Below are 22,518 nucleotides of genomic sequence, written 5' to 3' on the forward strand. Positions count from 1 at the left end.
AGAAGCGGCGGAAGGCCGCGCGGGAGAAGCGGCACAAAAGGGAGGAGGGAGGGCGCCCGCCGGGGGATGTACGGGCTGCCCTCCCTCCTCGTCGGAGGGACCTGCTTCCTGCCGCTACTGCCAGGAGTCAGGTCGGTGGTCGCGGTGCTGCGGCCGGTGCGGCTGCTGCTGGGGCGGGGTGCCGAAGGGGGCGAAACCCTGCTGCCCGGAGTGGTCCTGCCGGTCCGCGTACGGCTGCCGGCCGGAGTAGGGCTGCTGGTCCGCGTACGGCTGCTGGTCCGCGTAGGACTGCGGGCCGGCGTACGGCTGCTGGTCCGCGTACGGCTGCTGGTGCTGCGCTCCCGCGTAGTGCGGCTGGGCGGCCGGGACCGTGCGCAGCCGGCGGGTGTCGTCGGAGCCCGTGGCGTGCTGGCCGCCGCGGCCCGCCGAGCGGTCGCCCGGCCACCAGTTCCACTTGCCCAGCGCGGTCATCAGGGCCGGCAGGACGAAGACGCGGATCACCACGGCGTCCAGCAGGATCGCCGCCGCCAGGCCCACGCCGAGCTGCTTGAACTCGACCATGCTCAGCGTGCCGAAGATCGAGAAGACGCCGACCATGACGATCGCCGCGCTGGTGACGACCCCGGCGGAGCGGGTGATGCCCTCGCGGACGGCGTCCTTGACGCTCGCGCCGTTCTGGGCGGCCTCGCGGATCCGGCTCACGACGAACACGTGGTAGTCCATCGAGAGGCCGAACAGCACCACGAAGAGGAACAGCGGCAGCCAGGAGACGACCGCCCCGGAGCTGTGGAAGTCCAGCAGCCCCTCGGCCCAGGTGTGCTGGAAGACCGCGACGAGGACACCGAAGGAGGCGGCCGCCGACAGCAGGTTGAGCAGGATCGCGGAGAGCGCCACGGCCAGGGACCGGAAGATGAGGACCATGGTGACGAAGGTCAGCAGCAGGACGAAGCCCACCACCCACGGCATCCGGTCCTCCAGGTGGCCGGTGAAGTCGACGCCCTGGGCGACCTTGCCCCCGACCGCGCTCTCGGCTCCCGGCACGCCCTCCATCGCCTGGGGCACCCAGTCCCGCAGCAGTTCGAGGGAGTCACGGGCGCCGTCGCTCTTCGGCGAGTGCGGCGTGCCGACCTGGACGGTGTGCACCCGCTTGTCCTCCGACACGCGGACCGTGGGCTTCTGGTCGTGGGCGAACAGGTCGTCCTGCGCGGTGCGCTCCAGCAGCCCGCCGAGGGCTGCCTCCACGTCGGCGGCCCGGTCGGCGGGGGCGCGGACGGCCACCTGGTGCACGGTGCCCTTGCTGGGGAAGGCCCCGGTGAGCCGGTCCATCGCCTGGACGACCGGGATGTCCCGGGACAGGTCGTCGGAGCCGGGCTGCTTCAGCTTCATGTCGAGCGCCGGCAGGGCGAGCAGCAGCAGGGCGCCGACGGACACCACGAGCGTGAGCACCGGCCGCACCAGGGCGGGCCGCAGCAGCACCGGCCACAGCTTCGAGTCGCCCGAGCGCATGGTCAGCCGCCACAGGAGGGGCACCCGCGGCCGGTCGACCCAGCGGCCCAGCTTCGCGAGGAGCGCGGGCAGCACGGTCAGGGAGGCGAGGACGGCGACGGCGACCACGATGATCGATCCGGTGGCCAGCGAGGCGAAGGTGGCCTCGTCCGCGAGGTAGAGACCGGCCATCGACACGATGACCGTGGTGCCGGACACCACCACGGTGTGCCCGGAGGTCTTCGCGGCGATCTCGATGGCGTCGATGTGGGGGACGCCCTTCTGGCGTTCCTCCCGTTCCCGTTTCAGGTAGAAGAGGGAGTAGTCCACGCCGACAGCCATGCCCATGAGCAGGATGATGTTGCTGACGGCGCTGGTCTCGGGCAGGACGTGCGAGGCGAGGGTCGACAGTCCGATCGCGGCGGCGACGCAGGAGAGGGCGAGCACCACGGGGACGCCGGCGGCGATGACGGCGCCGAAGACCACCAGCAGGATCAGCAGGGTCAGCGGGAGGCTGATCAGCTCGGCCTTCACGAAGTCCTCGCCCAGGGTCTCGCCCAGCCCCTTGGCGGTCGAGCCCGTGCCCACCTCGTCGATCCGCAGCCCCTCGTGGGCCTTCTCGGTCGCCTCGCTGACGTCGAGCAGCGGCTGGACCCGCTGGTCGGCGTTCTCCGTGTCGCCCTTCATGGTCACCGCGACCAGGAGCGCCTTGCCGTCGGGGGAGGGCACGGCGGTGGCGACGCTCTCCACCTCGGGCAGCGCCTTCATCCGCCGCGAGAGGTCCGCGGCCGCCTCCCGGGCCACCCCGGCGTCGAACGTGCGGCCGTCCGCGGCCGTGATCAGCACGTTCTCCTCGGGCTTCTCGGGGAAGTCGCCCGCGGCGGTGATGCGGCCCGCCCGGCCGGACTCGCCGACCCCGGACTCCTCGTCACTGATCTTGTTGGTGCCGGCGGCCCCGCCCAGGAAGAGACACAGGGCGACGAAGACCACCCACAGCCCGATGGCGGACCACGGGTGCGTGGCGCTCCATCGCGCGATCCGTACCGTTGCCGGTTTCTTTCGCACCTTCTGCTTCCTTCCGTTGCTGCGGGCACTGCCCCGTGCCGCGTGGCGACAGGGGAAACGCTAGGGACTCGGGCGCGTCCGGAACACGAGGTAAACCGTCCGGGGACCCTGCGGTTTCCCGTAATGTCACCGGTTGAAATCTTGACCGCGGAGAATTCGCGTGACTATCTTCGATTTCGGCTCTGCATTTCGGCCTGCACCGATCGGAAAGTCGGCAGGAAATTGTCATTCTCTGGCATTGCCAAAGGGGCTTTAATGGAAACTGTCATCCTCACGCGGCAGCATATTGCCAAGATCGTCGAGGAAAAGGGGCTGGACCATTTCATGGACCGGATGATCGCCCGCCTGGGCGAGGCGTTCCGGGAAGGCGGGTACGGCGGGATCACCCCGGCCCGGGACGGGTTTCTGCGCGGTCCGGCGGACACGGCGATCCTCGAGTGGATGCCGCACCACCGGCCCGGCGACTCCATCACCATCAAGACCGTCGGCTACACCCCGTCGAACCCGCAGGACCACCGGCTGCCGACCATCATCGGCACCATGACCCGCTACGACGACGTGACGGGCCGGCTGCTGGCGGTGTGCGACGGGATCCTGCCCACGGCGGTCCGCACCGGCGCCGCCGCGGCGGTCGCCAGCCGGCTGCTGGCCCGCCCGGACAGCCGGGTGCTCGGTCTGGTCGGCGCCGGGGCGCAGGCGGTCACCCAGGCGCACGCCCTCAGCCGGGTCTTCCCGCTGGAGCGGATCCTCGTCCACGACATCGAGCCCGCCCACGAGCGGACCTTCGCCGAGCGCGTGGAGTTCCTCGGCCTGGACGTCGAGGTGGTCCCGGTCGCGGTGCTGGAGGCCGCGGCCGACATCATCTGCACCGTCACCTCGGTGGGGGTGGGCGCCGGCCCGGTCCTGCCGGGCGTGCGGCTGCAGCCGCACGCGCACGTCAACGCCATCGGCGCGGACCTGATCGGCAAGTTCGAAGTGCCGCTGCACGTGCTGAAGTCCGCGTTCGTCACCACCGACCACCGCGGCCAGGCGCTGCGCGAGGGGGAGTCGCAGCAGCTGGTGGAGAGCGATCTGGGTCCGGACCTGATGGACCTGTGCGCCGACCCGTCCCTCGCGGAGCGGCACCGGGACGGCCTCACCGTCTTCGACTCCACCGGGTTCGCCCTGGAGGACCACATCGCCTTCGACGTCCTGCTGGAACTGGCCGGCGACGCCGGCATCGGCGACTACGTGCGGATAGAGCACCTGCCCGAGGACGCGCTCGACCCGTACGCGTTCGCGTAGTCCCGCTGTCCGGCGCGAGGAGGCCGCCGTCCGCCGTGCACCGGCGGGGGGCGGCCCGGGGCGTCTCCCCTCGGGACCCCGGGAGCGCGGAGGACCTCCGGGAGCCCTGAGGGCCTCCGGGAGGAGACTCCGCTACGACTCCAGGTAGCGCAGGACCGCCAGGATGCGCCGGTTGTAGCCGGTGGTGTGCGGCAGGTCCAGCTTGTCGAAGACGGCGTTGAGGTTCTTCTCCACCGAACTCAGCGACAGGTGCAGCTTCTCCGCGATGGCCGTGTTGGTGTACCCCATGGCCAGCGCCTCCAGCACGCTGCGCTCGCGCGGGGTGAGCCGGGTCAGCGGGTCGCTGTGCGTGGTGCGGATGAGCAACTGCCGCACGACCTCGGGGTCGATGGCGGCCCCGCCCGCGTGGATGCGCTCCAGCGCGTCCAGGAACTCCTCGACCTGGGCCACCCGGTCCTTGAGCAGGTAGCCGACCCGTTCGGCGTTGGAGGCCAGCAGCTGGGCGGCGTAGTTGCGCTCGATGTGCTGCGAGAGCACCAGCACGCTGACGTCCGGGAAGCGTTCGCGGATCTCCACGGCGGCCCGCAGACCCTCGTCGGTGTGGGTCGGCGGCATGCGGATGTCGGCGACGACGATGTCCGGCCGGTGCTCCTCGACCTCCTTGAGGAGGGTCACCGCGTCACCGAGCGCCGCCACCACCTCGTGGCCTTCGTCGGCGAGCAGCCGGACCAGGCCCTCTCGCAGCAGGGTCGAGTCCTCGGCGAGGATCACGCGCATGGCAGCTCCGCGGAGATGGTGGTGGGTCCCCCGAGAGGGCTGTCGATGTGCAGCACGCCGTCCAGGGCAGCCACCCGCCCGCGCAGCCCGGCCAGCCCGCTGCCGGCCGGGTCCGCGCCGCCCCGGCCGTTGTCCTCGACCCGTACGGCGAGCCGCTCCCCGGTGAGCGCCACCCGCACCTCGATGGCGGTGGCCGCGGAGTGCTTGGCGGCGTTGGTGACGGCCTCGGACACCACGAAGTAGGCGGCCGTCTCCACGGGCTGGGGCAGCGGCGCGCCGGCCTCGAACCGGATCCGCAGCGGGATGCTGCTCCGTTCGGCCACCCCGCCCAGCGCCTCCTTGAGGCCGAGGCTGTCCAGCGCCGAGGGGTAGACCCGCCAGGCCACCTCGCGCAGTTCGTTGAGGACGCCCCGGGACTCCTCGTGCGCCTGGAGCAGCAGCGCGTCGGCCCGTTCGGGGTCGCGGCTGCGGCGGGCCCGGCCGAGCAGCATGGCCAGTGCGACCAGGCGCTGCTGCACACCGTCGTGCAGGTCGCGTTCGATGCGCCGGCGTTCGGCGTCGACCGCCTGCACCACCGCCGCCCGGCTGGCGGCGAGTTCGTCGATCCGCTGCTGGAGCAGCTCCCGTTCGGAGGGGCCGAAGCACTCGCGGGCGGTGCGGGTGTCCAGGGCGGCCAGCGAGTACAGGCCCTGCACGTCGAGGAAGAGCAGGACGCTGCCCAGGACCGCCTGGGTCAGCAGCTCGTCCCAGTCGAGGCTGCCCCGCGCCACCCCGCTGATCAGCAGCCCGGCCAGCAGCGCGCCGAAACCGAGCAGTCCGATCACGACGGCGCACAGCAGGCCCGTGTAGCAGCGGACGGCGAGGTAGCGCAGGATCTTCTGGTCGGAGGCCTTGTAGTGCTCGGGGAACCGGTCGCCGAAGAACACCGAGCGGCGGATCCGTTCGAGCGCCGTGAGGCGGCGCGCCCCGGTCATCAGGACCCGTAAGGCGTCCGGGCGGGTGCGCGGCCACAGCAGGAAGGGGCCGAGGAGGACGCCGACGAGGAGGAAGTAGAGGGCGCCGAGCAGGGCGGTCGCGCAGCCGAGCAGCACGCCCAGGCCGCGGCGCAGCCGCGGCGGCGAGGCGGCGCTCCGGTCGTCCCCGGGGACCGCGGTGCCGAGGGCTCCTGCGGGGCCGTGGGACGCGGCGCCAGTCAAGTCCTCCTGCACAGCGCCCGAGCCTAGTGCGGCCGAACGGCCCCGGGCAAGATCGCCGGGGGCCGTGGGCGGGGGCACGGGGCGGGGGCCGGTGTGCACGCGGTCGCTACGCATCAGGCGCGGCGGTGCTGGGCCTTGGCGCGGCCCTTCACCCGTACGGCCACGTAGGCGGCGAAGGCGACGACGACCATGACCAGAACGATCTTGCTCAGGACACCGACGTAGGTGCCGACCTCGTCCCACTGGTCACCCAGCCAGTAACCGGCCATCACCAGGACGCTGTTCCAGATCAGGCTGCCGAGCGTGGTGAGCATGATGAACACCGGCATCGGCATCCGCTCGATGCCGGCGGGCACCGAGATCAGGCTGCGGAAGATCGGCACCATCCTGCCGAGGAAGACCGCCTTGGTGCCGTGCTTGGCGAACCACTCCTCGGTGCGCTGCAGGTCGGAGGTCTTCACCAGCGGCAGCTTCCCCCACAGCGCGTACATCCGCTCCCGGCCGAAGAGCGCGCCGATCCAGTAGAGGATGAGCGCGCCGACCACCGAACCGAGCGTCGTCCAGAACAGGGCCGAGGCGAGGGTCAGCACGCCCTGGCCGGCGGCGAAGCCGGTCAGCGGGAGGATGATCTCGCTGGGCAGCGGCGGGAAGACGTTCTCCAGGGCGACGAACAGGCCGGCGCCGGGAGCGCCCAGCGCGTCCACGAGGTCGGCGGCCCACCCCGCGATGCCGTCCGCGGGCTCCTGGGGCAGAGCCAGAGTCATGTGATGCATGGTGGGTCTCCAGGGAGGCGGGTCGGTGGGGCGGGGCGGCTGCCCCCGATGACCTCCAACCTAGGAAGCGCGGACCGGCGGCGGTATGAGGGTTGCCACCCGGCCCGGTGCTGTTCCCCGCACCCGGACCCTGCGGAAAACCGCAGGGTCCCGGACCGCCCCGCCGCCCCGTACCGGCCCCGGGGCGTCAGGTGTTCGTATGAGATCTTCACGTGCGCCGTGTGTCTGCCGACCTGCCTCCGGCCGTGCCGCTTCCCCGATACTGACCCGACACATCCATCGGACCTGGAAGGCACCCTTGAGTGACACGGGCGAGCATCAGGTGGTGCACCTCTGGTCGCTGGGCGAGGACGTCATCGTCGTGGGGGGCAACGACAGGACGGGGACCATCCTCTGCGGTCCGTGGGGTGCCCAGCGGATCGAGACCGACGACTACGTGCGCGAGGCGCTGTACCGCATGTCGCTGGGGCCGGTCCGGCTGACCAACGTCGAGTACGCGCCCGGCGCCGGCGGGGGCGCCCACCTCCATCTGCGACTGGAGCCCGTGCTGCGGCAGGTGGCGCACCTCGTGGTCCGCACCCTCGCCATGGACGACCTGCGGGGGCCGCTGCTGTCGGTGCATCCGCTGAGCCGGCAGGCCTCGTTCACCCTGGTCGGGGTGGAGGAGGGGTCCTCCCTGCGGCTGGTGCTCGGCACGTCGCTGGCGATGCGCACCGAGGGCCTGGTGGTGGAGACGCCGGGCAGCCCCTACCGGGTGGTGGTGCACCGCCCCGAGGCGGTCTGGGTCGTGGGCACGCTGATCCGTCCGTGCCGGGTGGAGAACGCGGTCGCCGCGCTGCCGCTGCCCGCGGGGGTGATCCGCGGCCTTCTCGGCTACCTGCTGGCCGCGGGCGTGGCCGCGCCGGCCGACCCGGGCCCGGTCCGCCACGGCCCGGACGATGTCCCCTGCCCACCGGGCGACGGCCCCCGGTGAACCACCGGGCGACGACCCCCGGTGAACCACCGGGCGACGCCCCCCGGTGAACCGCCGGGTGACGGCCCCCGGTGAACCACGCGGCGACGCCCCCCGGTCGCCGGAGGACCCCGCCGGTGTTCCCGGCCGGAGCGAAGCAGGACGCCCGGCCGGGAGTCCCGGCCGGGCGTTCCGCTCATGTCCCGGGCGTGCCTACGGCTGTCCCGAGCCGTTCGCGCCGGCGACCTGACGGATGAAGCGCCGCTGCCAGAACACCTCGACCGCGCGGGAGTGGTAGTTCTGCCGCACCCACTTGACCGCCTCCTTGGGGTCCATCCCCTCGAAGACGCAGAGCGCGGAGAGCGCCGTGCCGGTCCGCCCGACGCCGCCCCCGCAGCAGATCTCCACCCGCTCGTCCGCGGCACGGTCGTACGCGGTGCGCAGCGTGCGCATGGCCTCCGCGGGGTCGGTGGGAAGCCAGAAATCCCGCCACGGAATCCAGAGCGACTCCCACGGCGGCGCGGGCGGCCGATGGTCGGTCAAATGCACGGCTAACGTCGGGGTCTGGCCCTCCGGCATGTCGTATCTCAGCCCGCGTCCGCGGATCCGCCGCCCCGAGGGGAGCGTAATCACTTTGGGGGTATCGGTGTTCCACGGTTCGGTGGTCATGTCGAATTCCGTTCCGTTCTCTCTCGCCTGATGGAAGTGCCGGCCATCGCCATCATCCCCAACGGAATTTGGGGGAGCACTTGTTGGGCGTGAAACACTAGCGCAAAGGCCAATCCCTCGGCCTGCCCGAGGAATCCCGCCGTCGCGCCCAGCACGGCCGCCTCGAAGGTGCCCAGCTGACCCGGCAGGGTGGGCAGGATGTTGGAGACCTCGATCGACAGCAGCACCAGCACCAGGACGGCCGCCGTCAGCCGCAGGTCCAGGGCTCGCGCGACGGCGACCGCCGCCACGAGGTCCAGGGTCCGGGTGGCGACCGCCGCCACCCCCAGCTCCGCGAAGACACGCGGGTGGCGGACCGACCCGAGCGAGGTGCGCGCGTCGAACACGATCCGGCGCAGCCGGCCCTCCCGGGCGGGGGCGCGCGGGGTGCGCGCGACCCGCAGGATCAGCACCGTCTCCACCGTCAGCACCGCCAGGTACGCCCAGGCGACGGCCACCGCCCAGCCGGGCACCCCGCTCCCCGGCCACCAGAGGACCACCAGGAAGGGCACCAGGCCCAGGCTGGAGAAGTACTTGCGGACCAGCATGAGGGTGACGGTCACCGTCCGGGCCACGCCCTCGCGCAGCAGGTAGCCGACCCGGACGAATTCGCCCACCCCCTCCGGGCTGACGGCCGCCGCGGCCTGGACGGCGAACTCGATCCGCACCAGGAGGGGGAACCGCAGGCGGGTGCCGGTGAGCATCGCGTTCCAGCCGACGGCGCGGGTCACCTGGGAGGCCGCGTTCGCCAGGACGGCCACCGCCAGCCAGCGCCAGTCGGCCCCCTTCAGCACCGTCCACAGATGGCCGGGATCCATCCCCCGCAGGGTGATCACCAGGCTGACGCCCACCGCCGCGAACAGCAGCGCCCGCACCACCCGGTCCCGCGTGCGGCGGCTCTCCGGCGGGGACCCGGTCGGGGTCACGGACCGCTCCGCAGCCGCACGGTGCCCGTGTCACCGTCCACCGTCAGCGTGTCCCCGGTGCCGACCCGCGTGGTCGCGGTCCGCACGCCCATCACCGCCGGTATGCCGTACTCGCGCGCCACCACCGAGCCATGGGACAGCGCGCCCCCGACGTCGGCCACCACCGCGCCCGCCCGGGCCAGCAGCGGCGCCCACGCGGGCGTCACCTGGCGCACGACGAGGACCTCCCCCTTCTCCAGCGCGTCCGCGTCGGAGAGCTCGTGGATCACCCGGGCGGGACCCGTGTAGCTCCCCGGGCTGACCGCCGAGCCGCTCAGCGAGTCCGCCCGGTCCTCACCCCGCTCGACGCCGAACAGCGCCAGGGACGTGATGTCGGACCCGAAGAGCGTGATCCGGGCGTCGGCGGGGACCACGTCGGGCGGGTCGAGCCGGCGCTGCCACTGGCGCCGCAGCCGGCGTTCGCGCACCGCGTCGCGCCACCCCTCGTCGCTCAGGCCGGCGCGCACCCAGTCGCCCAGTTCCTTCCCCGTCAGGTAGAACACGTCGTCGTCGGCGTCGAGCAACCCGGCGCGCACCATCCGGCGGCCCAGTTCGAGGTATCCGGCCCGCATGAAGGGCCAGCCGAGCGTGAAGTGGTGCAGGGCCTCGTCGCGGACCCCGCTCCAGTGGTGGGCCCACCGGTGGACGCCGCGCCGCAGCACGCCGGCCGGACCGCGCCCGAGCCGGCGGGCCGGGTCACGGCCCGGACCCGGCGCCACCGTCGCGGCGCCGGGCTCGCCGGCGCCGTCACGACGGCGGCCGGCGACCACCGACCGGAGCATCGAGGGGTCGTCGACCGCCGTCGGCTCGGCCGTGTCGAGGCTGTACACCAGGTGGCCGAAGCTCCGCAGGTACTCCCGCAGCAGCCGTTCCTCGTCCTCCGGGCCGGCGGCCGCCACCCGGTCCAGGGCACGCTCGGCCCGGTGGGCGAACCGGTCCTCGCCCACCAGCAGGGAGCCGGGTGTGAGCCCCTTGGTGCGCCGCCCGCCGCGTGCCAGGACCGCGCCCAGCAGCCACTCGGTGGTGTTCCAGTGCCAGGCGAGGCCGCCGATCACCGCCCAGTAGCGGGCGCTCAGTTCCTCGACGGTCCGGATCCGCCGCAGCACCTCGGCCGGCGACAGGTCGGTCAGTGGGGTGTCCCGCACCCGTTCCAGGCCCTCCCGCAGGGCGGGCAGCACCTCGCGCCGCCAGTGCCGCTCCACCGGTGAGAGGTGGAAGCCGAGCCAGCGCGCGGTGAGCCGCAGGGTGCGCACCGGGTGCCGGGAGAGGGGGAAGTCGAAGCGCAGGTAGGCGTAGCCGTTGACGGTCCCGTGCATCGGCTCGGGGATCAGCGGACTGCGCGCACGGACCCGGCGGGGGCCGCCCCAGTTGGTCGCCCACCGGTCGATGAGCGCCGGGAACAGCGTGGTGGCGAACAGCGGGGAGAGCGGGTCGGACAGCCAGGAGTCGCAGATGCTCATCCGGGCCCACCGCGCCCCGGGGACCTCGCTCACCCAGTCGCCGAACTGTGTCGGACGCGGGACGGTGGCGGTGATCGGGCGGGCCTGCAGCAGGTGGAGTCCGGTGCCGTCCAGTGCCCACTCGATGTCCTGCGGTCCGCCCAGTGCCCGCTCCACCGCCAGCGCCGTGCGCACCAGGGAGCGGAGCGGGCCCCCGCCTTCCCGGGTCTCGCCCATCCGCTCACCGAAGGCGGTGCTGAACGCGGGCGTGTGCGGCTCCCTGCGGGAGAACGCCGCCCGTTCGGGCTCCGCCACGCCGTCCACGAGCCGCGTGCCGAGCCCCTCGACCGCCTCCACGAGGACCAGCTGGTCGTCGTCCGCGACCGGGGCCTCGGCCGTGAACACCACACCGGCCCACGCGGGGTCCACCATCGCCTGCACCACGACGGCCATCCGCGGGGCCTCCCCGGCGAGGCCGACCCGGCCCCGGTAGACGCCGGCGGCGTGGGAGTGCCGGGACGCCTGGCACCGGCCGACCGCGTCCAGCAGTTCCTCGAAGGTGCGGACCCCGAGCACGCTCTCGTACTGGCCGGCCGCGCTGCTCGCCGCACCGTCCTCGCTGGTGGCGGACGACCGCACGGCCACGCCGTGCGGGGCGGGGAGCGCCTCCCAGCGCGCCCGCAGCTCGGCGAGCGCGCCCTCGCGCAGCCCCGGCCGGCCGGTGCTCTCCGCCTCCCCCTCCTCGCCCGCGGTGGGGGTGAAGGCGTCCACCGGGAGGCAGAAACCGGGCGGCACGGGGAATCCCGCCGCCGCCAGCCGGCCCAGCCCCCTGGCCTTGCCCCCGACCCGTTCGACGGGCAGGTCCGCGGCCTCGACCAGGTCCACGACACCCTCAGTCATGTTCGGCCACCTCGACCCACCGCTGGTAGAAACGCCGGAACCGGCGCACCGCCTCGTCACCGGGCACGTAGATGCCGTGCCGGTCGCCCGGCAGCAGGGTGTCGAAGACCGGGAGGTCCTGGCGGGCGGCCACCTGCACCTCCGCGCGGTGCACGAGGGCGCGCAGCCATCCGAGGGCCCCGCGGCCGTCGGCGTCGACGACGGCGTTGATGTGCTGGACGCTGTGGTGCTCCCCGATCGGGGTGACGGCCAGGACCATCCGGTACAGGCGCCGGCCGTCCGCGTAGTACTCGATCTCCTGGCAGCTGGACCAGCCGCGCATGCGCAGGGTGAACTCGTCCGCGTTGAGCCCCACCGCGTCCGACACGGTGCCCAGCGCGCCCCGGTAGGCGGGCCAGGTCAGCGTCGCGTCGCAGCGTTCCGCCGGCTCGTCGTCCGCCGCCCCGCCGTCCCCCTTCGCCCCGGGTGCGTCCGGGAACACGATGCGGGCCTCCCCGCGCACCGTCAGTCCGTGCAGCGCCACCAGGTGGTCGGGGTCGTAGGTGTTCTCCAGGATGCGCCGGGTGGTCGCCCGGGTCGGGTCGGCCAGCCGGAAGGTGCGCAGGCCCGGCAGCCGCCGCCCGCCGAGGCCGGGCAGGTCCGGCGGCTCGTGGCGGGGCGGCCCGCCGCCGTACCACGCCCACACGTAGCCCGAGCACTCCCGGGTGGGCAGCGCGGTGAGGGCGGCCCGCGCCGGCGGGCGCCGCCCCGGCACGAAGGCGCACGCGCCGGACTCGTCGAACCGCCAGCGGTGGAAGGGGCATTCCAGTGTGCCGTCGACCACCTTGCCGCCGTACAGGGCGGCGCCCGCGTGCGGGCAGACCGCGCTGTGCACCCGGGCCCGGCCGTCACTCCCGCGCCAGCCCACGTAGGAGCTGCCGAAGAGGGTGATCCGGCGCGGCCGGTGCCGCAGCTCCGCCGAGGGCACGGCGACGTACCAGCCGGAGGCGAGGTTCGTGACCGGTCGTGCCGACGCGGTCAGCCGCTCGGACGTCCTGTTCCTCATGCCGTTCCTCCCCCGACGCCGTTCCGCCGTCCCCGTGCCGCACCGGATCTCCCACCGGGGCCCTCGTCCGTCCACCGGCGGTGGAACTGGCGGAACCGCAGCACGCCCTCGTCGTCGGGTGTGTTGATCGAGCCGTCGGTCTCCTCGGCGTCCCGGTAGATGCGCAGGTCGGCACGGGTCCCCCACCAGTGCTGGAGCCGGTAGCCCCAGAAGACGGGTGCGGAGCCGAGCAGCCCGCCGGACCGCGGCATCACGGTCCAGCCGTGCATGGTGGTCCGGGACCGTGTCACCGGTGTCACGGCGAGCAGTTCGTGCGCCACCGGACGGTCGTCCAGTTCGAAGGTCAGCACCTGGTACGAGGGCGTCGACCGCAGGTGCAGGCAGAGCCGGCCGAGGCCGCCCGGCCGCCGGTCCAGCGGGGGCGGCAGGGCGATCGAGTCGGTGGTGATGCGCGCCCCGATCGTGTGCCGGTCCACGTCGGTGTCCCAGGAGAGCGCGAGGTCACCGGTGATCCCGTGCACCACCGGGAAGTGCGGCACGTCGAAGCCGTTCTCCAGCACCCGGCGCGCCGGCGCCTCGGTGTCGAAGGCGAACCGGTAGCGCCGGTGGGCCGGCGCCCGCCGGTCCAGGTGCGGGAAGTCCGGCGGCGGGTACTCCGGAGCCGCCGAGCCCACCCAGGTCCACACGTAGCCGAGCCCTTCCCAGGTGGGGTGGACCCGGGCCGAGGCGTCACGGGGCAGCCGCCGGGTGGACGGCGCGGCCACACAGGTCCCCCCGGCGTCGAACCGCCAGTGGTGGAAGGCGCACCGCAGCGCGCCGTCGACCACGCGGCCCAGTTCCAGGGCGGCTCCCTGGTGGGGGCAGAAGCGGTCCATCACCACGGCCGTGCCGTCACCCGCACGCCAGAGCACCACCTCCCGTCCGGCGACCACGGTGGCGCGCGGCCGGCGTCCCACCCGGGTGGAGCGCTCGGCCACGTACCAGCCGCGTGCCAGGTCGCGGGGCGGCTGGAGATCACGGGGCGGTCGTCCCCGTACCGGCGCGGGACTCATCTGCCGACCTTTCCGTCGTCTGCGGCCCGGTCGACCCACGACTGGTAGTAGCGGCGGAACCGGAGCAGGCCGTTGTCGTAGCGCACGTAGATCGTGGGCTGGGCGTTGCGGGTGGAGTCGTAGACGGGTACGTCCTGGAAGGTCCCCGCGCGGTTCTGGACCCAGAACAGGACGTAGTTGAAGAGGGTCCGCAGGGGACGCCCGGTGCGGCGTACCCCGGCCCAGCCGACCTGCCGGGTGACGCGGTCCCCCTCGGGGACGATCCCCATGATCACCTTGTAGACCTCGACGCCGTCGACGTACGCGGTGAAGCGCTGCCCGCCGGGCCAGCCGTCGACGAGCAGCTGCATGCGGCGGCCCATCGCGAAGGTGGAGACGACACCGGTGATCCAGCCGAACGGTGAGCGGCGCAGCGGCGGGCGCCGCGGGCGGCCGGAGAACCACACGCCGAACCAGGCGTCGTCCCGGGTCAGCGGCGGGCCGTTGTCCGCCGCCTCGGACTGCTTGCCCAGCACCCGGAACTCGACCTGGTCCAGGGCCAGTCCGTGCAGGGCGCTGAAGTGCTGGTGGTCGACCGCGTTCTCCAGCAGCTGGCGGATCGTCCCGGTGGTCGCGTCGTCGTAGTGGAAGCCGAGGTAGCGGCGGGGCCTGTCGGTCAGGGCGGGGAACTCCGGCAGGTCGAAGAGGGGTTCGGCGGTGCCGTACCAGACCCAGACGAACCCGTACGCCTCACGGGTGGGGTAGGACCGGGTGCGGGCCGTCGTCGGGATGCGCGACTGCCCGGGGATCGCGGAGCAGACCCCCTCGCCGTCGAACCGCCAGTGGTGGAACGGGCAGCGCAGTTCCCCGTCGACCACGTCCCCGAGGCCCAGGTGGGCGCCCTGGTGCGGACAGTGCGCGGCCACGCAGCGCACCGTCCCGCGCCGGTCGCGCCACAGCACCACCTCGCGGCCGAACAGCCGCAGCCGGTGCGGCCCCTTGCCCAGGCGGGAGCTCCTGACCGCGGCGTACCAGGAGGCGGCGATGTTCGCTCCGGCGGGATTCGGCGGGACCGCCGAGGCGGGCGCGGTCCGCAGTTCCTCCGGGGGGCCGTCCGCGCCGATCACGCCGCCGCCCGGCCGCTGACCACGCCGGCGGCCCAGCGGAGCATCGACGCGCGCTCACCGAACGCGTCGAGTTCCTCCACGGCCCGGGTGATCAGTGTGCGCACCCGCTCGCGTGCCTTCTCCACCCCGACCAGCCGGGGGTAGGTCCACTTGCCCGCGGCCCGGTCCTGGCCGACCTCCTTGCCGACCTCCTGGAAGCTGGAGGTCTCGTCGAGGATGTCGTCGACGATCTGGTAGGCGAGCCCCAGGTTCCGCGCGTACGTCGTGAGGCGGGCTATCTCGTCCTGCGACGCGCCCCCGAGGATGGCCCCGGTGACCACGGAGGCCTCGATGAGCGCACCGGTCTTCTTGATGTGCATCTCCTCCACGGTCCACGGATCGACCTCGTCGCGTCCCTGGCAGTCGAGGTCGAGCGCCTGTCCGCCGGAGAGCCCGGACGGGCCGACCACCTCGATCAGCTTGGCCATGACGCCCAGCTGTCTCTCCGGGTGCAGCGAACCGGAGTTGCGGAGGATGAATTCCAGCGCGTAGGCGAGCAGCGCGTCCCCGGCGAGCAGCGCCATGCCCTCACCGAACACCCGGTGATTGGACGGGCTGCCGCGGCGGAAGTCGTCGTCGTCCATGGCCGGCAGGTCGTCGTGGATGAGCGAGGCCGTGTGCAGCATTTCCAGGCCGCAGGCGGTGGGGAGCGCTATCGAGACATCGTGGCCGAACATCTCGTACGTCAACAGGCAGAGAGTCGGCCGAATGCGTTTGCCGTCGGCCAGCAGGGAATAGGCCATGGCCTCGCGCAGCCGTGGTGGTTCCACCGCGTCGACCGAGGAGCGTAACTTCTCGTTGACCTGGCGGCGGAAATCCTCCAGTGGAGCCGGAAAAGCTTCTTCCACTTGTGTGCTGTCCATCGCGAAGGACACGAAGCATCACTCTCCCCGAGAAAGCCTGGAACGTGCCTCGGACACAGGGGTGTGCCGACGGGGCCGATTCATGGCGTAAGGAATATGGGATGGCGCTGGATTCCGGCCACCGAATGCACCGATACGGCGTGCTGGCGTGCTGGGCCCGGCCTTCCGGACCCTTTGTGCGGAGAATGCGGCGGAGGGGCCGGGGCGGGAAGGCGAATGCTCAGAGCGCCTGTGACCGGGTACCCGCGCCCGCCATGGCCGGGGCCGGCGCACGGCCGGCCACGCTGATCCGTTTCAGCCAGCGGTCCGTACCGTCGAAGCGCGGCCGGAAGGCCCGGCGGCCGTGTACGGCGCGGTAGTTGTCCACGATCAGGACGTCGCCCTCGCCGACCACCACGTCGCGCTGGGCGCGGTCCAGCTCGCCGGTGATCGCGGCCAGCGCCTCGGCGGCCTCGTCGTCGCCGGGCAGCGCGGTGGTGTAGGGGGCGTCGATGCGCAGACAGGGGGCGTCCGGGTCGCCGAAGAGGAGGGCGACCGGCTCGGGGTTCTCGTGCATCGCCCGCGCCTGCCGGAGCATGTCGCTGTCGGGGGCGTACGCGGCCAGTTGGCGCAGGTGCTCGAGGTCGGGCCGGATCAGGAAGCGCCGTTCGCGCAGCACGGCCCGCAGGTCGTCGGCGAGCCCGAGGTCGTGCACGGTGCCCAGCGTGGTCGGCACCCGGTCGTGGTTCCTGACGCCGAGGAGCGCCAGGTAGCGGCAGCGGTCCGGGTGGAAGCCGTCCTCGGTGTGCCATTCCAGGGCGACCGAGCCGTGGCCGCTCTGTTCCTCCCGGTCCTTCTCGACGGGGAGGAGGTTCTGCACCATCCGCCCCCGCTGGATGGTCGGCCAGGCGAAGACGCTGCCCAGGAACGAGGCCAGGAGCGCGAGTTGGGCCTCCTCCAGCGCCTGCCGGTCGTCGTCGAGGCCCGCCTGCCAGGACAGCGGTGTGGGCCCGCACCGCTCGGGGTCGACGCGTACCCCCGAGATGTGCAGCGCGCACAGGGTGGGGGATTCCCTCAGGTCACGGAGTGCGTGGCGAATTGACGCCGGTATTCGATGGAAATGATCTTCCAGGCCCTCATAGAAAGAGGGATGTGCCGGAGAGCCCTGGGCGGTGAGTGCGGACTGGGCTGCTGCGCATAAGCTGTCGGCCTCTTGGGCCGACAGTAAGCACCTCGAAACGACGTCCATTGCGAATCCCCCGTGGTTGGTCGGATGCGACTGGATCTGCGAAGAACGGCACGGGCGGCTTCAGCGGTGAAAGGGAGCCGATCCGGTGCGCTGGTCTTGCGGGTAAGTCTGGACGGTGCCGATCATGATGGTACACCATGTTCACCATTCGTTCAGGGAATGGCAACCCCTGAACTACCGGTTCCGTTGCGCCGGTTGTTCGCCCACGGATCGGAACAAGCCACGCGGCATTCGGCTCCAGGAGGCTGTATTGAACAGGACGGGAAACCTGAGACTGAGCGCGTCTCGTCGAGTCAAACGGTTATTGACCTCGGTGGTCACTCAAGTCGCCCCGCCGATTCGGCGCGGCGTGGAAGCGGCCGTCGGCGAGGGCGTCCACGACCCCGTCCTCGGCTCTCCGGCGAGACGGCACATTCGCGCCACACCGGTCCGGTTGACGGCGCGCTACCTCGCATTCGCGGTGAAACGCGCACGTCTTGCGGCACTCGCCCCGGAACCCCTCGGAGGGAACCTCTTCGGACACATGGCGGCGTTCCGGGACGCCTGCTTCGACCGGGCACTGGCCCGTCTCTGCGCCCACGTCCCCGACGGCGCGCGCGCCCACCGGGACGTCGTCGAACTCGCCGACGTGGAGTTCGCGGTCCGCCGGGGCGCGGCGACCCCCGAACAGCTGCGCCGCCTGGTGGAGTTGGCCCCCGCCGAACTGCGCGTGATCCGTGACCTCGGCCGGCTGCGGGGCCACGACGACGAGGAGGCGCTCCGGGAGACGTTGCGGACCGCCGAATCCCTGGCGTACATCGCGTGGGACCTGAAGCAGTACGCCCGCGACACCGGCACCATCGACCGCACCAACATCTACGCCGCCTTCGTCGATACCTACGGCGACACCGCGGCGAAGCACCTGCGGCAGGAAGTTGCCACCCTGGAAACGCGGTTGGAGGCCCGATTGCGGTCGGTGGGCCCCGAGCACCGCGAGCGGATCACCCACGCCCTCACCCTCCACTGCGCCCCGCTGCGGGACGACTTCCCCGAACCGGCGGCCGACCGGCACCAGGAGGAGAGCGCGGCCCAGGGGGTGTCGAGCGCCGTCGTCCTCTTCGGCATGCTGTGCGTGCTCGGCTGGCTGGTGGCCTACGCGGCGATCATCTACCGGGGCTTCGTCGACCAGACGTACGGGGTGCCACTCGCCGCCCTCTTCGCCAACCTCACCTGGGAGTTCGCCTACGGGTTCCTCCTCGACCCGCTCGGCGACTACTTCCACACGGCGAGCATCTTCGGTTTCCTGGTCGACGCGGTGATCGCCTGGCAGGTGTGGAAGTACGGCGCGGCCCAGTTCCCCGACAGCGCGCTCGGCCGCTACTTCCGCCCGTTCTTCGGGCTGTGCCTGGCCGTCGCCCTGTCGGTCAACTACCACGCGTTCATCGACCTGGCGGACCCCGACGGGGAGTACACCGGCTTCGGCATCAACCTCATGATGTCCATCCTGTACCTCAAGATGCTGGAGGACCGCGGGTCCCCGGCGGGCCAGTCGATGTACATCGCCGTCGGCAAGTGGCTGGGCACGCTGTGCGCCTGGATCGCCACGGCCCTCACCGTCACCACCTCGCCGCAGCGGACGTGGCCGGCGAGCTGGTCCGAGTTCACCCGCAAGTCGCTGGGCAACCGCTCGTATCCGCTGACGCCGCTGATCAACGTGATGTACGGGTGGACGTTCCTGCTCGACGCCGCCTACTGCGTCCTGCTCCACCGCCGTATCAAGGCCGCCGGCATGTCGCCCTGGCGCCGGTTCTGACAATTCCCGCCCCGCCACCGGCCGCCGTGTGCGGGCGGACGACAGGAAGGTCCGCGTCATGAGCACGAACCGCCAACAGGTCGTCGACTACTTCGAGGGAACACGCTGGGACTACCGCCACCTGTGGCGCAGCGAGAGGGCCGGAGCCCTGCACTTCGGCTTCTACGACCAGGGCATCCGCGACCACGTGACGGCACTGCGCCGGATGACCGGCTACCTGGCGTCGGTCGCCCGGATCGGCCCCCAGGACCGGATCATGGACGCGGGCTGCGGGATCGGTGGCTGCGCCATCCGCATCGCCGAGCGGTTCGGCTGCCGCGCCACGGGCGTCAACATCACCCCGTTCCAGGTCACTCAGGCCCGGGAGGCCGCCCGCCGGGCGGGCGTCGACGACCTCGTGGAGTTCGTGGAGGCCGACTTCACCGACACCGGGCTCCCCGACGCGTCGCACACCGTCGTGTGGGCGCTGGAGAGCGTCGTGCACGTCGACGACAAGGAGGCATTCGTCCGCGAGGCCCACCGGGTGCTGGCGCCCGGCGGCCGGCTGATGATCGCCGAGTACCTGGTCCGCGAGGACCCGGCGCCGGCCCCGGCCGACGAGGAGGAGCTGCGGACCTGGTGCGAGGGCTGGGCGATGCCCGGCCTGCTCACCGGCACCGAGTACGAGCGGCTGCTGCGCAAGCAGGGCTTCGAGGACGTACGGATCACGGACATCTCCCACCACGTCGCCCCCTCCCTGAAGCGGCTGGGACGACTGGTGCGGCTGCTCGGCCCGACCGCGCCGGCCTTCCGCCGGCTGGGGGTGCTGGCCCCGGTGCCCGCCGGGAACCTGAGCGCGTCCGCCGCGCAGATCCGCATGTTCGACGCCGGGGTCTGGCGGTACAAGGTCGTCACGGCCAGGAAGCCCGGCGGCGACACCGACCCCACCGGACGCACCCCCGCCCCGTCCGCGTCGTGACGGGCGCCGGAGCCGGTACCGCCTCCCGGCTCCTCCTCGGCTCGGCCGCCGCGGCGGTGGCGTTCACCGTCCTGACGGTGCTGGTGGCGTCCGGGAGCGACGCCGTCGGCGCGTTCGACGCCGACGCCCGGGCGCTGGCCGACCGTGTCCTCGGCTCCCCGCACGGCGGCGGCCGGACCGGGGCCGACACGTTCGGCTCGGTCCTGCTGGGCGCCGCCGTGCTGGCGGTGTTCGCCGTCCTGCTGCGCCGCCGCCGGTTCGGCGCCGCGCTGTGGGTGCTCGCCGGTCTGACCGTGCAGTTCGCGGTGGAGACGGCGCTCGGGCCGCTGACGGAGCGGCCGCTGCCGCTCCCGGACGGCGGCGGGACGCCCGAGGACGGGTACGGCTTCCCGTCCGGGCACATGGCCTCGGCGACGCTCGCCGTCCTGGTGCTCCTGCTGGTGCCGCGCACACGGACCGCCGCGTGGTGGACGGGCCTGGCGCTGGGGGCGCTCCTCGTCGCCGCCGTCGGTGTGTCCCGCCTGCTGGCGGACGCGCACCACGCCACCGACCTCGCCGGCGGCGTCCTGCTGGGACTCACGGTCGGCTGCGCCGTCGCCCGGCTCATGGAGCCCCGCCCCCCGGACGGCTCAGGAAAGGAAACGACATGAATAGCCCGGCCGGACTGACGTCCACCCCGCTGGCCAAGGCGGCGGGCATCGTACGGGACTACGTGGTGCGCACGTACTACGTGGTGGACGAGGTGCCCCGCGCGCAGCGCCTGCGCCTGACGCCCCTGCTGCTCGGCGTCGAGTACCTGGTCTACCGCGTCGACTCCCTGGCCGAACGCAACGCCGCGGTGGACCTCGACGCCGTGCGCAACAGCGACTACGACGCCTTCCACACCTACAAGCGGGCCTTCGAGAAGGTCCTGCGGGCGCTGGGCGCGTGGAGCGAGGACGTGGCCTTCCAGGTCGAGGAGGCGGAGCGGTTCGTCCGGCTGGAGAACGCCACGACGTCGCGGGGCACGGTCACCCGCGAGGACGCCCTCGCCCTGGCCGAACTGCGCCCCACCGACGTCCGCCTGCTGCGGGCCATGACCTTCGCGCTGCGCGGGCGGCCGATGGATCCCGCGGCCCGGGACCTGCTCTGGCCGGTGGAGGTCCTCGCGGACATCGCCAACGACCTCCGCCACTACGAGCAGGACGTCTCCTCGGGCACGCTGAACGTCTACGCCGTCTTCGTGGACCTCTTCGGCGACGCGGCCGCCGGGGAACTGCGCCGCGAGGTCGACCGCTACGAGGCGATGTTCCACGAGCGGCTCCGCGCCCTGCCGCCCGGGCGGCGCGCACGGACGGCGGAGGTCTGCCGGCGCCGTTACGCGGCGGCCGTGCGGCCCTACCCGGCGGCCGTCACCCCGCCTCCGGTCCCCGCGCCCCCGCCCCCCGACCGGTCCGCCGGCGGGCGGCTGCGCACGGGCGCCGCCGTCGGGGCGGCACTGGCACTCGGCGCCCTCGCCGCCCTGGCCCGCGGGCGGGCACGACGCCTGCCGCCCCGCATGTCCGCACCAGTCCACCCCACGAGAGGACACACCGTATGAGCGGCGCGACGCGCCAGAGCCCGGTCATGTTCAACCCGCTCTCCGAGGGCTTCATGGAGGACCCCCACCCGCACTACGCCGAGGTGCGCCGGCACGCCCCGGTGCACGAGCACCCCGGTGGCTTCTGGATGCTCTCCCGGTACGAGGACGTGGACGCGCTGCTGCGCGCGGACCACTCCGTGGACAAGCGCCGGGCGCGGGGCGCCGGCGGATCCGGCCGTCCCCCGCGTCTGAAGGGCCTGGCACTGATCGACCAGGACCCGCCGGACCACACCAGGCTGCGCAAGCTCGTCTCCCAGGCGTTCACGCCACGGGCGATGAGCGGCATCGAGCCGGTCGTGCACGACCTGGTCGGCGCCGCGCTGGACGACCTGGGCCGCGCGGGGGGCGGGGACCTGGTGGAAACCCTCGCCTTCCCGCTGCCGTTCACCGTGATCACCCGGCTGCTCGGGATGCCCGCGATCGACACGGAGCGCCTGCGCGAGCTGACCGGCCTGCTGGTCCGGCTGGGGGAGCCGGGCGCCGGCTCCGACGCGGACGTGGAGGCCGCCGACGCCGAGATGGTGGACCTCGTCTCCGACGCGATCTCCCGCAAGCGCCGGGAACGCGGCGACGACCTGCTCACCGCCCTCCTCGACGCCGAGGAGGACGGCGACCGGCTGAGCCACGACGAACTGGTCGCCCAGGTCGCCATGATCTACGTGGCCGGCTACGAGACGACCGTCAACCTGATCTCGGGCGGCGTCCTCGCGCTGCTGCGCCATCCCGACCAGCTCCGTCTGCTGCGCGAGACACCCGGCCTCGACCGGAACGCGACCGAGGAACTGCTGCGCTACGAACCGCCGGTGCACCTCGCCCGGCGCATCACCGTGGCTCCCCACCGGGTGGGGGAGCACGAGATACCGGCCGGTTCGGTCGTCCTGGCGAGCCTGGCCGGGGCCAACCGCGACGAGGAGTTCTGGGGCCCGGACGCCGGCCGGCTGCGGCTGGACCGCGAGAACGCGCGCCGCCACGTCTCCTTCGGCGGCGGCGCCCACTACTGCGTCGGCGCGATGCTCGCCCGCGTCCAGGGCAGGATCGCCTTCGGCACCCTGGTCCGCCGCTTCCCCGCCCTGCGCCAGGCAGGCGACGTCCAGTGGAACGGCCTCCTCAGCCTCCGCGGCCCCGCCACCCTCCCCCTCACCCTCTGACCATCACACCCGCGCCCCCGGGGGCCCTCCCCCAGGGGCGCGGGGAACCGCGCCCCAAACCCCCACCCACCCGCACCCACCGACGACGCTGCCCCCTGCCCCCCCAGGGGCGCGGGGAACTG

19 protein-coding genes are annotated in these 22,518 nt (G+C 72.9%); 7 read left to right on the forward strand and 12 right to left on the reverse strand.

Going from position 1 to position 22,518, the window contains the following annotated elements; translation table 11 throughout:
* Nucleotides 1-114: 114 nt before the first annotated feature.
* The gene (locus IE118_RS10085) at nt 115-2,550 is read right to left on the reverse strand and encodes an MMPL family transporter (RefSeq protein ID WP_229846739.1); all 2,436 of its coding nucleotides are present in this window, start codon (nt 2,548-2,550) and stop codon (nt 115-117) included.
* A gap of 255 nt (nt 2,551-2,805) precedes the next feature.
* On the opposite strand from IE118_RS10085, the gene IE118_RS10090 reads away from it, so the two are divergent.
* A complete protein-coding gene (locus tag IE118_RS10090) occupies nt 2,806-3,834 on the forward strand; it encodes an ornithine cyclodeaminase family protein (protein WP_189557417.1) in 1,029 nt (342 codons plus the stop codon).
* A gap of 132 nt (nt 3,835-3,966) precedes the next feature.
* Here IE118_RS10090 and IE118_RS10095 read toward each other — a convergent pair whose 3' ends face one another.
* From IE118_RS10095 to IE118_RS10105, 3 genes are all read right to left on the reverse strand, one after another.
* Entirely contained in the window at nt 3,967-4,611 is a 645-nt protein-coding gene (locus IE118_RS10095) for a response regulator transcription factor (RefSeq protein WP_189557418.1), read from the reverse strand.
* Complete coding sequence (locus tag IE118_RS10100; protein WP_306430404.1) at nt 4,602-5,807, reverse strand: sensor histidine kinase; 1,206 nt, start codon at nt 5,805-5,807, stop codon at nt 4,602-4,604. The genes IE118_RS10095 and IE118_RS10100 overlap by 10 nt, the downstream gene beginning before the upstream one ends.
* A 113-nt stretch (nt 5,808-5,920) precedes the next feature.
* The gene (locus tag IE118_RS10105; protein WP_189557420.1) at nt 5,921-6,580 is read right to left on the reverse strand and encodes a DedA family protein; all 660 of its coding nucleotides are present in this window, start codon (nt 6,578-6,580) and stop codon (nt 5,921-5,923) included.
* Between the two features lie 298 nt (nt 6,581-6,878).
* On the opposite strand from IE118_RS10105, the gene IE118_RS10110 reads away from it, so the two are divergent.
* Nucleotides 6,879-7,553 (forward strand): NADH oxidase, encoded by a 675-nt coding sequence (locus IE118_RS10110; RefSeq protein ID WP_189557421.1) that lies wholly within the window; start codon nt 6,879-6,881, stop codon nt 7,551-7,553.
* Between the two features lie 192 nt (nt 7,554-7,745).
* On the opposite strand, the gene IE118_RS10115 is transcribed toward IE118_RS10110, so the two are convergent.
* The 8 genes from IE118_RS10115 to IE118_RS10150 form a co-directional block, all read right to left on the reverse strand.
* Nucleotides 7,746-8,201 (reverse strand): protein-tyrosine phosphatase family protein, encoded by a 456-nt coding sequence (locus IE118_RS10115; RefSeq protein WP_189557422.1) that lies wholly within the window; start codon nt 8,199-8,201, stop codon nt 7,746-7,748.
* Complete coding sequence (locus IE118_RS10120; RefSeq protein WP_189557423.1) at nt 8,198-9,166, reverse strand: lysylphosphatidylglycerol synthase transmembrane domain-containing protein; 969 nt, start codon at nt 9,164-9,166, stop codon at nt 8,198-8,200. The genes IE118_RS10115 and IE118_RS10120 overlap by 4 nt, the downstream gene beginning before the upstream one ends.
* A complete protein-coding gene (locus tag IE118_RS10125) occupies nt 9,163-11,544 on the reverse strand; it encodes a PEP/pyruvate-binding domain-containing protein (RefSeq protein ID WP_189557424.1) in 2,382 nt (793 codons plus the stop codon). The genes IE118_RS10120 and IE118_RS10125 overlap by 4 nt, the downstream gene beginning before the upstream one ends.
* The gene (locus IE118_RS10130) at nt 11,537-12,589 is read right to left on the reverse strand and encodes a Rieske 2Fe-2S domain-containing protein (RefSeq protein ID WP_189557425.1); all 1,053 of its coding nucleotides are present in this window, start codon (nt 12,587-12,589) and stop codon (nt 11,537-11,539) included. Before IE118_RS10130 ends, IE118_RS10125 begins: the two co-directional genes overlap by 8 nt.
* Nucleotides 12,586-13,641, reverse strand: a complete 1,056-nt coding sequence (locus IE118_RS10135) for a Rieske 2Fe-2S domain-containing protein (protein ID WP_189557426.1) — start codon at nt 13,639-13,641, stop codon at nt 12,586-12,588. The genes IE118_RS10130 and IE118_RS10135 overlap by 4 nt, the downstream gene beginning before the upstream one ends.
* Nucleotides 13,638-14,747: a Rieske 2Fe-2S domain-containing protein gene (locus IE118_RS10140; RefSeq protein ID WP_189557427.1), complete on the reverse strand. Its 1,110-nt coding sequence runs from the start codon at nt 14,745-14,747 to the stop codon at nt 13,638-13,640. Before IE118_RS10140 ends, IE118_RS10135 begins: the two co-directional genes overlap by 4 nt.
* The gene (locus IE118_RS10145) at nt 14,744-15,649 is read right to left on the reverse strand and encodes a polyprenyl synthetase family protein (RefSeq protein WP_229846740.1); all 906 of its coding nucleotides are present in this window, start codon (nt 15,647-15,649) and stop codon (nt 14,744-14,746) included. Before IE118_RS10145 ends, IE118_RS10140 begins: the two co-directional genes overlap by 4 nt.
* Before the next feature lie 220 nt (nt 15,650-15,869).
* Nucleotides 15,870-16,877 carry a TauD/TfdA family dioxygenase gene (locus tag IE118_RS10150; protein WP_229846741.1) on the reverse strand — a complete coding sequence of 336 codons (1,008 nt, stop codon included), beginning with the start codon at nt 16,875-16,877 and terminating at the stop codon, nt 15,870-15,872.
* A 523-nt stretch (nt 16,878-17,400) separates the two neighbouring features.
* Here IE118_RS10150 and IE118_RS33995 point away from each other — a divergent pair.
* From IE118_RS33995 to IE118_RS10175, 5 genes are read left to right on the forward strand one after another with little or no spacing between them, the layout of a single operon-like run.
* Nucleotides 17,401-18,669: a transmembrane-type terpene cyclase gene (locus IE118_RS33995; protein ID WP_229846742.1), complete on the forward strand. Its 1,269-nt coding sequence runs from the start codon at nt 17,401-17,403 to the stop codon at nt 18,667-18,669.
* 58 nt (nt 18,670-18,727) lie between these two features.
* Nucleotides 18,728-19,627 carry a methyltransferase domain-containing protein gene (locus tag IE118_RS10160; RefSeq protein ID WP_189557428.1) on the forward strand — a complete coding sequence of 300 codons (900 nt, stop codon included), beginning with the start codon at nt 18,728-18,730 and terminating at the stop codon, nt 19,625-19,627.
* The gene (locus IE118_RS10165; RefSeq protein ID WP_189557429.1) at nt 19,624-20,277 is read left to right on the forward strand and encodes a phosphatase PAP2 family protein; all 654 of its coding nucleotides are present in this window, start codon (nt 19,624-19,626) and stop codon (nt 20,275-20,277) included. Before IE118_RS10160 ends, IE118_RS10165 begins: the two co-directional genes overlap by 4 nt.
* On the forward strand, nt 20,274-21,206 hold the full coding sequence (locus IE118_RS10170; RefSeq protein ID WP_189557430.1) for a hypothetical protein: 933 nt from the start codon (nt 20,274-20,276) through the stop codon (nt 21,204-21,206). The genes IE118_RS10165 and IE118_RS10170 overlap by 4 nt, the downstream gene beginning before the upstream one ends.
* Nucleotides 21,203-22,396, forward strand: a complete 1,194-nt coding sequence (locus IE118_RS10175; protein ID WP_189557431.1) for a cytochrome P450 — start codon at nt 21,203-21,205, stop codon at nt 22,394-22,396. Before IE118_RS10170 ends, IE118_RS10175 begins: the two co-directional genes overlap by 4 nt.
* Nucleotides 22,397-22,518 lie beyond the last annotated feature (122 nt).

Source organism: Streptomyces pilosus (assembly GCF_014649835.1).
GTDB lineage: Bacteria > Actinomycetota > Actinomycetes > Streptomycetales > Streptomycetaceae > Streptomyces > Streptomyces pilosus.